The organism is Desulfoconvexum algidum (genome assembly GCF_055382125.1).
Window position 1 is genome coordinate 2,225,864 of record NZ_AP042394.1, and the last position, 14,090, is coordinate 2,239,953.

General features: G+C 42.3%; 11 protein-coding genes. 9 read left to right on the top strand and 2 right to left on the bottom strand.

Going from position 1 to position 14,090, the window contains the following annotated elements; translation table 11 throughout:
• Positions 1 to 20: 20 nt before the first annotated feature.
• The 4 genes from ispD (at position 21) to ACZ45G_RS10175 (ending at position 2,574) form a co-directional block, all read left to right on the top strand.
• The gene (gene ispD / locus ACZ45G_RS10160; RefSeq protein WP_464177659.1) at positions 21 to 731 is read left to right on the top strand and encodes a 2-C-methyl-D-erythritol 4-phosphate cytidylyltransferase; all 711 of its coding nucleotides are present in this window, start codon (positions 21 to 23) and stop codon (positions 729 to 731) included.
• A gap of 194 nt (positions 732 to 925) precedes the next feature.
• Entirely contained in the window at positions 926 to 1,864 is a 939-nt protein-coding gene (locus ACZ45G_RS10165; RefSeq protein WP_464177661.1) for an ABC transporter substrate-binding protein, read from the top strand.
• 150 nt (positions 1,865 to 2,014) lie between these two features.
• Positions 2,015 to 2,278 carry a YlcI/YnfO family protein gene (locus ACZ45G_RS10170; protein WP_464177663.1) on the top strand — a complete coding sequence of 88 codons (264 nt, stop codon included), beginning with the start codon at positions 2,015 to 2,017 and terminating at the stop codon, positions 2,276 to 2,278.
• Positions 2,275 to 2,574: a type II toxin-antitoxin system RelE/ParE family toxin gene (locus tag ACZ45G_RS10175; RefSeq protein ID WP_464177665.1), complete on the top strand. Its 300-nt coding sequence runs from the start codon at positions 2,275 to 2,277 to the stop codon at positions 2,572 to 2,574. The genes ACZ45G_RS10170 and ACZ45G_RS10175 overlap by 4 nt, the downstream gene beginning before the upstream one ends.
• Positions 2,575 to 2,612: 38 nt before the next feature.
• Here ACZ45G_RS10175 and ACZ45G_RS10180 read toward each other — a convergent pair whose 3' ends face one another.
• Together ACZ45G_RS10180 and ACZ45G_RS10185 are read right to left on the bottom strand one after the other, a co-directional pair.
• Positions 2,613 to 4,142, bottom strand: coding sequence for a hypothetical protein (locus ACZ45G_RS10180; RefSeq protein ID WP_464177667.1), 1,530 nt, complete (start codon positions 4,140 to 4,142; stop codon positions 2,613 to 2,615).
• 7 nt (positions 4,143 to 4,149) lie between these two features.
• On the bottom strand, positions 4,150 to 5,055 hold the full coding sequence (locus ACZ45G_RS10185) for a nitroreductase family protein (RefSeq protein WP_464177669.1): 906 nt from the start codon (positions 5,053 to 5,055) through the stop codon (positions 4,150 to 4,152).
• 403 nt (positions 5,056 to 5,458) lie between these two features.
• Here ACZ45G_RS10185 and ACZ45G_RS10190 point away from each other — a divergent pair, with 403 nt between their 5' ends.
• From ACZ45G_RS10190 to ACZ45G_RS10210, 5 genes are all read left to right on the top strand, one after another.
• Positions 5,459 to 7,522, top strand: coding sequence for a serine protein kinase PrkA (locus ACZ45G_RS10190; RefSeq protein ID WP_464177671.1), 2,064 nt, complete (start codon positions 5,459 to 5,461; stop codon positions 7,520 to 7,522).
• A 17-nt stretch (positions 7,523 to 7,539) separates the two neighbouring features.
• Entirely contained in the window at positions 7,540 to 8,706 is a 1,167-nt protein-coding gene (locus ACZ45G_RS10195) for a DUF444 family protein (protein ID WP_464177673.1), read from the top strand.
• A 119-nt stretch (positions 8,707 to 8,825) separates the two neighbouring features.
• On the top strand, positions 8,826 to 10,481 hold the full coding sequence (locus ACZ45G_RS10200; RefSeq protein ID WP_464177676.1) for a SpoVR family protein: 1,656 nt from the start codon (positions 8,826 to 8,828) through the stop codon (positions 10,479 to 10,481).
• Positions 10,482 to 10,487: 6 nt separating this feature from the next.
• The gene (locus ACZ45G_RS10205) at positions 10,488 to 12,815 is read left to right on the top strand and encodes a serine protein kinase PrkA (protein WP_464177678.1); all 2,328 of its coding nucleotides are present in this window, start codon (positions 10,488 to 10,490) and stop codon (positions 12,813 to 12,815) included.
• A gap of 105 nt (positions 12,816 to 12,920) precedes the next feature.
• A complete protein-coding gene (locus ACZ45G_RS10210; protein WP_464177680.1) occupies positions 12,921 to 14,087 on the top strand; it encodes a Fic family protein in 1,167 nt (388 codons plus the stop codon).
• Positions 14,088 to 14,090: the final 3 nt, after the last annotated feature.

The following is a 14,090-nucleotide window of genomic DNA, read 5'->3' on the forward strand; positions in this document are numbered from 1 at the left end:
GGCGAATTCGGTTTAATTAAATGAATACTTTCAGGCATATTGCGATCATTGTGGCTGGCGGCAAAGGGCAGCGCATGCAGTCCCGACAAAAAAAGCAATATCTGGAACTTGCGAAGATCCCCGTTTTAACCAGGACCATCACGGTCTTTGATTCCCATGAAAAAATTTGTGATATTATTCTGGTCGTCCCCGAAGAGGATAGAAAATTTTGCAGGGAAACCATTCTGGAACCCTTTTGCTTTACGACCCCCATTCATTTAGTCGCTGGCGGAATAAGACGTCAGGAATCTGTTTTTAACGGGTTGAAAAAGGCCTGCAAAATATCCCCCGACCTTAACAAAACCATGGTGCTGATACATGATGGGGTCCGGCCCTTTATTGGAAAAACATTAATAGATGATTGTATTGAAAAGGCCATCCTAAATGGGGCCTGTATCCCTGCTGTAAAAATTACAGATACCGTAAAAAAAGTTTTGGAGGGTCAGAAAATTGTGAAGACCCTTGACCGGGATTCCCTATATAAGGCCCAGACGCCTCAGGTTTTTCGCCTTGACCTTGTTTTAAAAGCTTATGCCCATGCAAAAGCCACCTCGTTTGCCGGGACCGATGATGCTTCCTTGATGGAGCATGCCGGGCTTTCTGTTTTTGTCACCAAGGGATCCTTGTTTAATATTAAACTGACAACCCCCGAAGATCTTTTTCTGGCCGGTTATCTTTTGAAACCCCTGTGATCTTGCCCTTTTCTTCACGGGTATTGAACAAGTTATTGCTTTACTTTGAAGGGAAAGTATGTAACATTTTAGGCCCAAAAGCTTTATAGAACTATCATCTGGCTTGGCCAGATATTTATATTGACCTTGAAACAAGATTGCACATAATACAAGGGAAACAGCCTTATATGCGCTTATAAATCGGAGGTGTCTTGATGGCGGAAAAACCTGCAATAAAGATCGGCTATTTAAAAATTACAGACCATCTTATCCTGGGGGTGACGGATCTCAAATTAAAAAAAGGGATGGAAAAATTTGAGCATTGCACACTTGAGCCGGTTGTTAAGAATGGGTGGAATGAGGTTGCAGACGCACTTGCTGTCAAATCCCTTGATGGTGCGTTGATTCTTGCCCCCACTGCCATGGATTTGTTCAAATCCGGGGTGGACTTAAAATTATTGCTGCTTGCCCACAAATCCGGAAGTATTCTGGTAAAGAGCAAAAACGCCAATATCGAAACAATAGAAGATTTTGCCGGTAAAACCGTTTTGATACCCTACCAACTCTCCATCCACAACATGCTGTTTCACAAGCTGTTATCGGAAAAAGGGCTCAAACCTGGACGGTCCACAGAAAAGGGCATTGATGTGACTCTGGAAGTTGTGGCGCCTTTTCAGATGCCCGAAGCAATTGAATATGATGAAGAGGGTGAGATAGGCGGTTTTATTGTGGCAGAACCCTTTGGGTCCCAGGTAATCGCCCAGGGGCACGGTGAAGAATTTGCCCTGTCAAAGGATCTTTGGCCGGGGCATCCTTGTTGTGTCTTTGTCATGAGATCAGAGATTATCGAGAAACATCCCGAAGCAATCCAGGAAATTTGCAACAGCTTTGTGCGCTCGGGTCTTGCCATTGATGCACAACCAGAACCTGCCGCCATTATTGGGGGTGACTTTTTATCCCAGGACAAAGAATTGATCCGAAAAGTTCTCACCATGCCGCCGGATCGAATTACCACAGGTGAGCTGTTCCCGGTAATAGAAGATCTTGATATCATCCAGAAATATATGATGGATAAAATGAAGATTATGACAAGTCTTATTGACCTGGAAAAATTTGTAAACACCGAATTTGCAATTAAAGCAGGTGCCAAATAAATAAACTTATTTGGCAGATAAATAAAATTTCAGGGATCCGAAACGAATGTAAAGCCATCGTCCGACAAGTTTAAAATACATATTTGATTTTCCTTTTTTAATTTGGTATTGTGTTGCTAATGCGATGCACCTAAAAGAAAGGAAAACTATATGAAAACAGCAACAATTCCATCGCTTCGTGTGAATCCAGAATTGCGGCATGCAGCAGAAAGTGTTTTACAGGATGGAGAAACGTTATCAAGTTTTGTAATTGAATCACTGCGTACCGGTATTCAATATCGACAGATGAAAAATGAGTTCATTGCACGTGGTTTTGCATCACGGGAAGAAGCAAGACAAACCGGTGAGTATTTTGATGCAGAAGATGTATTAAATGACCTGGATGACATGCTTTCAAACGCAAAGGCTGAATGAGTTATCGAGTCCGTTATACCAGGAGCGCAAAAAATGATATTAAACGGCTTTATCGCTTTCTATTGGAATATGATATTGAGGTTGCCCGGCAAGCACTTAAAGAGATAGAAAAGAGCATTGAATTTTTAAGAAATTCCCCGTTTACCTGCCGAAAAGCGGTTATTGACAATCCCTTTTTGCGGGAGATTCTAATATCCTTTGGTGCAAGTGGTTATGTCGTTTTATTTGAGATTGAGAATGCTGAAGTTGTTACAATTTTGGCGATTCGGCATCAACGAGAACAAGATTACTATTAGAAAATACACATTCCTGCTATTATAGACTGGCCTTCAAATTATCTGGCAGAATCAATAAATTTGTATATTTGGGAAATCGCCTGTTCACTCCATTGTGATTTTCCTGAAATCGTCTGAACCCCATCCTGGTTAAGGCGTCGTGTGGTTTCTTCTGCACTCAAATCTTGAGTTTTGAGCCCTAAAATTATTTTCATCACAGCCGCCTTGTATTCCTTAAGATTTTTTTCCGGGGTGATATCCGGTTTTAAAGACGGCGTGTCGTTAATAAGGGTGCTGAGATCGTCCATGGACGACGCTATGGTCTTATCCGTGGGGGGCAGGGAATCGGGAACGGTGGAATCTGTGATCAATAACGACAGATCGTCCAGTTCCACTGGGGTCTCTATCAGCAACGATAGATCGTCCAGCTCCATAGTTTCCAAAGAAGCGCTGTCCTCAATTAACAGGGACAGGTCATCCAATAAGGACAGGTCATCTGGTCGGGATGGGTCATCTAAAAGATTTGTTTTCGGTGAGGCCTGGGTTGAAACCGCATCGATCAAGGCCGATAAATCGTCCATAGCTGGATCCGGTATCGGCTCATCTATAAGCCTCGACAGGTCATCAATTTCAGATATTTCCTCTTTTTTTGCCGGGTTGACTGGCTGGGGTTCCGGCTCAATGAGAGCGGCCAAATCATCTAATTGGGGTTCTATCTGTGTTGTGTGGGTGGGATCTTCTGGTTGTTGAGAAATAATCTCCGGGATATTTTGGACATCCACAAGGGGGTCTTCAAGGAGAATATCCTCCCCGATTAAATCAGACAGATCATCCATTTGAATTTCACTGGCTTCCAATAGATCGATGGAGGGATCTGGAGAATTAAATATTTCCGGGTAATCTTGTTGTTCGGTATCCCCGGTATTACCGGTATTCCCGGTATCTGCCAGGTCCATATCCTGGTTTGTTTCAAGGGTCATTACCTGTGCTGCCGTGTGCACCATTTCCCTTGCGGGGGAATCAAGGCGTCGGTGGTGGTTCATCTCCTGGAGCGCATTGGCAATATTGTTCATGGCGATGGCTTTTTTTTCTTCAGCTTCGGCTCGTTTTTCAATGGCAACGGCTTTTCTTTCCTCTGCGGTTGCCCTTTTTTCATGGGCTGTGGCCACCCGGTTCTGCTGAATTGCAATATCATTAAATAAAGATTTGATAAGCGTGAGCCCATCCTTGCTTACCCGAATATCTTCATTGGGCTGTTCGAGAAAATTGTGGTCCATGCTTTGGTCAGATTTTATGGGACCTGATTTTATGGGGTCCGATTTCATTGAACCTGATTTTATTGAATTGGAAAATCCCTGTGACCCGGTTTTAAGTTCCTGATCTATTTCCGATGGCAGTAATCCTGCCTCCAGAGATTCTTGGATTTTAATTAAAATAGGGATGGTATTGCGCGAATAGTAAGGGTGTCCGTCAATATGCTCAAAGGAAAGCCATGGGCGGAACCGCTTTAAAACAAATTTCAGGGTGACAATTCCAAAATTGAGTTCTCGTGCGATGTCTGCAATTGATAATGATTTTTCCTGGTTCATTTTTGCCTCATTTAAACCGGATTATGGGTTTTCTTCTACCCGTAATTCGCTGATATGTTTCATCTGGATATCCCAAAGCAACTACGGCATGTATCCTCTCGCCCTTTGGAATATCTATTTTGGTCTGGATGGTTTTGTCTGTTTTCATGGCTTCAACGGCAAACCCGATAAGGCAGGATCCAAGTCCCATTGTGTGGGCCGTCAGTAAAATATTTCCTGCGGCCAGCATGGCATCTTCCTTGGGGCAGCTGGCTTCCCGGCCGCTGCCGATCAGAATACAGGCAGTTGCACCATGGAACAGCCGATCAATATTCTGGTTTTCCATTTCATCCATGGCATCCTTTACAGATGCATAATATTCTTTATAATAGGCATCAAGGGCTTTGACGCCCACGAGACGCAGCCCTTTTCTTAAAAATGGATTCGCAGCCTTTTTATTCAAATTTTGGAAAAAATGTTTTATGGATGTACCCAAATTCATGACCGATTGCCGAGAGGAAAGGCAGGTAAATCTCCATTCCTGGCTGTTGGTTCCCGAGGGGGATAAAATTGCCAATTTAATGAGATCCCGTAAAATTTCAGGTTCCACGGGCCGGGTTTTAAAGTTTCGACACGATCTTCTGGAGGCCATCAGTCTGGCCAGATCTGTGGTGGGGAACTCCCCAAATTTCATCCATTTTTTATCCAGAGAAAAGGTTTCAAATGAGGTCATTTCATCGTCAAGTGCTGTCACTTTAACGGCGTCTACAGGACAAACGGCCATACAATGACCGCATGAAAGAGAAAACTCTCCCGTAACAACGGCAATACCATCGATAAGAGAAAGGGTGTCAGACGGGCAAACCTCAAGACAAAGGCCGCATCCGGTGCAACGATCAGGGTCGACAATAGTGGTTACGGTTCTGGGATTCATTAAGGTCCTGACAAATTAATTAAATAGTATACTGGTATCATAAATTTGTTCACACAGAAAGAAATATCTATGGGAAGTTTAGGAAAATCAATAAACCAAGACCTTTGTAATGATAGCGATTAGAACTGCTGAACCAAATGACCGACCACGGTTTTGAAAATCGAGCAAATCGTTTGACACTGTTTTTTTAACTTGTTATATTGTTAGTAAATAGGTATCTCGTCTTCATCTAATCCTAGGTCTCGTTCTGATAAATGCGCATCGCCTGACGCTTCTTTTTGAAATCTCAATTTTGTAACTCTCAACTGGCAAAGCAGCAAATGTGTGCCTGTTGTACCTGCAATAGAAAAATTCCAATCAATATTGACTGGCAGCTGTCTCTTTGCTGCTTAGGGAGGGTAAAATGGCCAACAAAGCAAATCCAAAATCCTTGGTACACCATGTTGATGCGGTTAAAAAAGGGAAAAAAGTTTTTGAAGATGCCTTTCAAGGTGTTTCCCGGATGATTCTGGATGCCGGTATTCAAAAAATCACCGTTAAAGGAAAGACCACCTATCAATTTGATCTGTTCAGCCAGGGGAAAAAACATCTCATTGGTATGTATGATGAAATTAACAGCCTTGTTTCTTTTGTAAAGGATGCTTCTGAAGGGGGGTCCTCAAGGGAAATGGCCTTTGTACTGGTGGGAGAACCCGGCAACGGCAAGACCTTTTTGGTGGAATACCTCTGCGCACGGTACCGGGAGTTTTTAACCATCCCTGAAAACAGAAAATACACCTTCAGGTTTGTTAATTTAGATAAACTGGGGGGATACGGCAAAATCCAGTTTATCGAATCCCAGACCTATGAAGACCCCATGATTCTTGCCATGAGTCTTGACGAAACAAAATCACTTTCCATGGAATATTTATCCAAAAAGTTTAAATTTACACCCCGGAAAATAGACGTTCTCTATGATAAATATAGGCCCCTGGGGGCTTGTTCCGCCTATATCTGGAATCAGATCAGGGAAACCTGCGATAACGATATTACCAAGATGCTGTCGTTTATAGAAATTACCCAGGTGCCGTTGATTGAGAGTCTTGGCACCATTACCGGTAAATATCCCGCCAAGGACAAAATAACCTCATCTGCTGTGGATCTTATGGGGGAGGAATCCATCCAGCGGTTGCTTCATATATCTGATTCCAACAACCCGTATCGGTTTGATCTGCGACGGGGGGCCCTTGCAAGGGTTGCCGGCGGGGGGATTCATTTCAGTGATGAAATCTATAAGAATAAAAAGGATCTGGTTCAGGTTTACCTGGGGGTGATCCAGAACCGGACCATTGAACTGGACGGTTTTAAATGGCCCATTGATACCCTGATTATTGCCACGAGCAACAATTCCGAGTTTGACACCTTTTTATCCGAACGGGAAGAAGCCCCCATCATCGATAGATGCAGGATTTGTTATGTGGCCCACAACACAGATTATAAGATTCAACGCTATTTAACCGAGTATGCCATTGGTACCGACACCAAACGCTCCTTGGCCCACGAGGTGCTTCACCAGGATCCCAACTTAAATTATGCGGCTTCCGTTGGCGTGGTGTTGACCCGGCTGCCCCGTTCCGACAAATTAACCCCCGTTGAAATCATGAAGCTTGCGGCAGGGGAGGTGGCCGGTGAAAAGAGTTTGAAAACCCTGGCCGAACTCATTGATTCCCTGAACCAGGATACCGAGATCACCAAGCGGTTCGGACAAAAGGGAATGGGCCAGCGGAACCTGGGAAGGGCAGTTCAGCTGCTGCTGGAAAGTTCGGAAACCAATGAAGGCAAGTGCATGTTTGCCCTGGATATCTTTAAAGCCCTTGAAAGGACAGTGCTAGATTATGTCCAGGAGCCCTCTGACCGTGCAAAATTTAAAGAAGACCTGAAGATTGCCCGGGGGCTATATCGCGAGCGGATAATGACGGAAATGTTCAATGCCTATATGGATGAACCCCTGGCCATTAAAAAGGATGTGTTAAATTATGTAAACATGATCATAGGGGTGGACGCTGAACACCTGGGGCCTGACATGATGTGGAAATACAAGGATCCCCAGACCGGAGAACTGCGGGCACTTAAAATTGATGAACGCTACATCAAGAATGTTGAGGAACGACTGGGTTTAAAAACAGAAGAGCAGCGGGCGTCTTTTAGAAATTCCATCCGAAAAATCTATGGACAAAAATTGAGTGTGGATGCCAATTACGATTTCATGGACAATCTGGATTTGGTCAAGGCCATTACCGATGTGCGCTTAAAATCCGATATTGCAGGGGCAGGTTCCTTGATCGGCGCGCTTGCAAACAGGACAAATGAAGAAAATCAAAAGCTCTATGATCGAATGATTTATACCATGAACGAAAAACTTGGCTATTGTCAGACCTGCGCCCAGAAGACCATTGAATATTTTTGCAGTCAGGAAGATGATAATTAAATAAGGGAGACCCTGTCATGATAACCCTTGATGAACTCCTTGAACGAGACAGACAAAGAGAAGAAGATGGCTTCAAGCGAAAGATTCGCATCGGACAAATTGTAAAACCCGGTTCCGGCGGCAAGGAAAAGATTATCGTGGTGCCGACAACCGTGGAAGAAAAACTAATCCATGACGAAATCAATATGGATCAGGAACAAGGAGAGGGGGAACCCTCCGGGGGAACAGGAGAAGGAGAAGAAGGCGATATCATTGGAGAACAGCCGGTCCGACCCGAAGAGGGGGAGGGGGAAGGGTCTGGTGAAGGCCCGGGAGAAGGAGAAGGGGGGGAACATGAATTTGAGGCCAATGCCTATGAACTGGGCAAGGTGTTGTCCCAGGATTTTCAACTGCCCAATTTAAAGGACAAGGGTAAAAAAAGAACCCTGGCCAAATATGTTTACGATCTGACGGATAAAAATAAAGGGGTGGGTCAGTTCTTAGATAAAAAAGCCACCCTGAAAAAAATTGTCGAGACCAATATCATGCTGGGCCGCATCCCGGACATTTCCGATATCGATACCACCCAGTTTCTTATATCTCCCCAGGATATGATCTATCGGATTTTATCCCGGGAAAAGGAGTTTGAATCCCAGGCATTGGTGTTTTTTTTGAGGGATTATTCCGGTTCCATGGGAGGCAAGGTCACCCAGGCCGTTGTTTCCCAGCACGTAATGCTCTATTCCTGGCTCATGTATCAATACGATAAACAGGTGGAAACACGGTTTATTCTCCATGATACAGAGGCCAAGGAAGTGGCTGATTTTTATAAATATTATTCCTACAAGGTGGCCGGGGGCACCAAGGTGTTTACGGCCTTTAAACTGGTAAATGATATTGTGGAAAGAGAGAGTCTGGCCAGGGACTATAATATTTATGTCTTCCACGGAACAGACGGGGATGATTGGGATAAACAAGGCACCCAGACCATTGCCGAAATTGAGCGAATGATGTCCTATGCGGCCAGAATAGGTATTTCCATTGTGGAACATACCTATGTGGGCGGCAAGCAGACGGAAGTTGAAAAATATTTAAAAGCGTCCTCTATATTGAGCAAGCACAAAGAGTTGATCAAACTGGATGTGATGGATGAAAATGCGGATGATGCAAGAATTATCCAGGGCATAAAACGGCTTATCTCCTGACCCTTGTCCCAAGGGGGTTTGTTTTTTAAGGGTTGGGTTGATTCACCCGAATTGATTAGCCAAAGTTGATTGACCAGATTTAATTAACCTGAGTTGACTAGCCAGGGAGGCGAAGATCCATGGAACTTGTAAGTCAACATGTCAAAGGCATAATGGAAGAATGCAAGGTTCGGGCCCGGGATGCAGGCTTGTGTTTTGATGACGAGACCCTTGAGTATATTGTCACCAACCGGGATATGATCGAACTGAGCCCCAAGATTATGATCCCCACCCTCTATGACTACTGGGTTCATGATGTAAGAGTATTGTCGGGCAAAGGCATGTATGAGGCCTATCCTTCGAATCCTTACGAAACCGTTATCAATACCCGGCCTGCCATTTCCTATTATAATGATAACAATCCGGACTGGCTCAATGTCATGATTTTTTACCATGTTTTGGGACATATTGATTTTTTTCAGAACAATCTTTTTTATAAAAACACCTGGGATGTTGATCTGACAGGACAGGCCCTTGCAGACAAACGGCTGATTGCAAAGCTAAGATCCGAAAAGGGAAGACAGGTGGATTATGTGATAGAATTTTCCCGGGGGATGGACAACCTGGTGGGGTATTACCGGGAACTCAATCATATTATCACAAGGGAGAATCCAGACAATAAGAATCAATATCAGATCGATAAAATTGATTATTATTTTGATATTTTTTTACAGCAGCGCAAGCAGGTTTCCCATAATACCTATTTAAAAGAGGTGGCACGGTACAATTCTTGTCAAAGAACAGGGACAGATTTTTTTGATCCCGTCATTGGAAAATACCCTGAATTTGAGGAACTCTACAGACAGGAAAAGGTGTTAAACAAGCGCCCTGAGCCGGATGTCATGGAATATATTATCCAGCATTCCCCGCTTTTAAAGCTGGATGAAAACAAGTGGATGAAGACCATTATCCAGATTGTCAGGAATACCGCTTTGTATTTTCAGCCCCAGATAAGAACCAAAATAATGAACGAAGGATGGGCAAGTTATTGGCACGAATATCTATTCATGCAAGATGACAGAATATGCGGACATGAATCAGATTTTGCAAAGGTCAATGCCAGCGTAACATCCATGCCCAAGGTGGGTTTAAACCCCTACGCCCTTGGTATGAGACTTTTCCAGCACATTGAACAAATGGAGGACAAGGGGTGCTATTCCTTTGATTACTATTGCCAGCGAGATGAAATACAAAAGCAAAAATATGATGCGTCAAAACGCTCAGGCCGTCACTATATTTTTACCGTCAGGGAAAATCTAAATGATTTTACCTTTATCAACCGGTATATTGACCAGGAGTTTTTAACAAAACATCATTTATTTGTATCGGGTAAGAGATTGAATCAAACCCGGATGACCTGGGAATATTATATTAAATCCAAACGGGCCCAAGACTACAAAAAGATGATCATAGACACCCTTTATCATCCGCCGGAGGTTCGGGTGGATGCAGACCATTGTGTCAACGGTGTGCTGTATTTAAACCATTTGTTCGAAGAAAAGCCCCTGAAACTTGATTTTATTGAAAATGCCATGATGGGTATGGAATACCTTTGGGGCGGTCCGGTTCATTTAGAAACCAGTGAACCCGTTGCTGAAGGTAAGCCTTCTGCAAATTACACCGCTTTCTGGGATCCGTCATCCCCGGTACCCAAGATCCCGGAACCCCGGGAAATTCAATGGAAGAGAGTGCGCTATTTGATGGAAAATCGTAAACTGCATAAGCGGGAGTTATAGGTTATTATGGAAAAAAGTCCATCCCCGACAGAATCCGTGGACACAGAATCTGTGGACCAGGCCCTTGAGCTGATTAATAAGAATATAACAGATTATCATCGGCTCAAACCCATTGGGTTTCATGAATTTTTAAGTGTTTTAAAGGCCAATCCCTCTCAAATTCTGAGAAATATTTTTCAGTCCTTTCATGATATGATTAAAAGTTATGTGGACGAACCCGAAGAATCCATTACCGGTGATCTGGAAAAACTTAAGTTTACAAACTACGACTGCACAAGACTCTTTGTTGAGGATTCAACCAATGCTTATTTCCCGGATATGCTTTTTGCCAACCGGCTCATGAAACAGATGGAATATTTGCGCCACGGTGCCCAGCAAAATCGTATCTATATTTTCTATGGTCCCCATGGGTGTGGAAAAAGCACGTTTTTAAATAATTTGTTAAAAAAATTTGAAAAATATGCAAATACCCAAGAGGGGCTCAGGTACGAGATTGTATGGCGGTTGGATATTAAAAAGTTACAGGACAAAGACAAGTCTGTCATGACCCAGTCTACCTTTGAACGCTTAATTCAATATGTTGAAGCGGAAAAAAGTGCCGCAGCAGGAATAAAGCCCGAAGCGCTCGACTTTGTGGACGGCCAAAGGGATTACATAGAGATTCCCTGTCTTTCCCATGATAACCCCTTTCTTGTGATTCCCAAGGAACAAAGAAGGAGTGTGCTCGATGAGCTCATAAAAAATGATGAATTCAAGTGGCGGCTGTTTACGGAGAAAGAATATGAATGGGTGTTTAAAGAAGAGGTTTGTACCGTTTGTGCCTCCATTTATCATTCGTTGATGGAGCGCTTGGGGAACCCTACCGATGTGTTTAAAATGCTGTATGCCCGTCCCTATCATTTTAATCGGCGCATCGGAAATGGTATCTCGGTATTCAACCCGGGGGATCAGCCCTTAAAACAGAATATTATTTCAAATCCGATGTTGCAAAACAGGATTAATGCCTTGTTCCAGGACAGCAATGTTATCAATTATATCGGGTCAAATTTTGCCAGGATCAACAATGGCATTTATGCCCTCATGGATATAAAGGCCCATAATGTAGACCGAATGGTTGAACTTCATAATATTATTTCAGAAGGGGTTCACAAGGTTGAGAATCATGAAGAACAGGTAAATTCATTGTTTTTTGCCTTGATGAATCCGGAAGATAAGCGAAATATTAGGGATTTCCCCTCCTTTGACGATCGGATTCAATATATTGATATTCCCTATGTGCTGGATGTGAAGACAGAGGTCAAAATATATTTGAACATATTCGGCCGGCATATTGAAACCGGTTTTTTGCCCATGGTATTGGAAAATTTTGCCAGAATCATTATCTGTACCAGGATCGGTAAAAAATCTCTGGCCCTGGAAGAATGGATCAAAACCCCGGCCAAATATAAAAATTATTGTGATGAACAACTCATGCTGTTGAAAATGGAGATCTTTTCAGGCGCTATTCCCCGCTGGCTGGATGATGAGGATGTCAAAGCCCTTGATAAACGTATGCTCAAAAAAATCATCTCCGAATCGGAAATTTACGGAAAAGAAGGCTTGTCAGGAAGAGATTCCATTAAAATATTTGATCAGTTTTATTCAAAATATGTCAAGGAAGACCGGTTGATCAGTATGCCGGATCTTTGCACTTTTTTCAAAAAACTGGATGATCAACCCAAAAAATTAATTCCCCCGGGTTTTTTATCCTCCCTTCTGCGCATGTATGATTATTCGATTCTACAGCAGGTGAAAGAAGCCCTCTACTATTACAATGAGGATCAGATTGCCAAGGATATTAAAAATTATATTTCCGCTGTCACAAACGAATTGGATTCAGTGGTGAACTGTATCTTTACAAAGGAAGAGATCCATGTGACCCAGGCCTTTCTTGAAAGTATTGAAAACAGACTGATCGCTGAAAATATGGAACTCAAGCGCAGAGAAGAAATCAGACTGGATGTATTAAAAGAATATACCACCAGAACCCTTTCCCAGGAAATTATGATTGAAGGCAAAGATATTCTGGAAACCAGGCTTTTTCAATCCTTGTACGAACGATATGTCCATAACCTTAAAAAACGGGTGCTGGAACCCTTTATTGAAAATGAAAATTTTAGAAATGCCATCAAGGATTTTGACACGGATAAATTTAAAACCCATGACAAGAGAATCAAACGAGATGTCACATTTTTGATGGACAATTTGGCCGCAAAATTCGGATACACACAACAAGGTGCAAATGAAACCTGTATTTACGTGATTGACAATGACCTGGCCAATAAATTTAAATAATGGGAAAAGGTGTAAAAACAAAAGATTAAAGGCTGAGGTATAAAATGTTGTTTTATAGATCAAATAATAGTATATTTTGATTTATAAAATAAAGGGTTATACATCATGGATTTTAAAAATTGGAATTGGCAACAGGACGATTGGCCCAACTTTTCTTATAACAAAAAAAAATTAGATTCCCTGGAAGATGAATATACCCGAGAATCAGGTATCTCTATTGGTGTTATGCGGCACCTTTCTAAAGAAGATCTGGATGAATTCAGAATTGAAATTATCTGCAACGAAGCATTGAAAACTTCTGAAATAGAAGGTGAATTTTTAGATAGGGATAGCCTTCAATCATCCATCTTTAAAGAGTTTGGTCTAGGAAAAAAATATTTACATGGGAATATAAAACCAGAAGAAGCTGGTATCGCAATGATGATGAAAGATTTGTACACGGATTTTAATTCTCCTTTATCCCATGAAATCCTTTGGGCCTGGCATGACAAATTATTGAACGGAAGAACAGATTTAGAAAGGGGAAAATACCGAACAAGTGACGATGATATGCGAGTGGTGTCTGGACGAATTGACAAACCCAAAATCCATTTCATTGCCCCGCCCGCCTCTAAAATTACAAGAGAAATGGATCGGTTTATAAGTTGGTTTAATAAAACAGCCCCAAGGGGAAAAGTGCCGTTGTCGCCATTAATCAGGGCTGGTATAACACATTTATATTTTGTCACCATTCATCCTTTTGAAGATGGTAACGGGCGTATTGGCAGAGCTTTAACTGAAAAGGCCCTGTCCCAGAGCTTGGGGAAACCGACACTTATCTCTTTATCTTCAACGATCAGTGATAAGAAAAAAGATTATTATATGATTTTAGAACACCAAAACAAAAACAATCAGATCACGCCTTGGCTTTATTATTTTGGCAAAACTATTATTGAAGCACAGAAACAGACCATAAAATTGGTTGATTTCGTAATAGCCAAAGCAAAGTTTTTTAATGCGTATGAAACGCTTCTGAATCCAAGACAAAAAAAGGCCATATTGCGGATTTTTAAAGAAGGCCCCAGGGGATTTTCCGGGGGCTTTAGTGCTAAAAATTATATGTCAATTGTCAAAATTCCGTCGGCAACAGCGACAAGGGATTTAAGGAATTTGGTTGATAAAGGAATTTTTACAAAAACAGGCAAACTAAAAAGTACCCGCTATGTGCTTAATTTTGATCCTTTTTATCCAACGATATCACTTGGAGTAGAGGGGGGGGGAATTTTCATTTAAAAT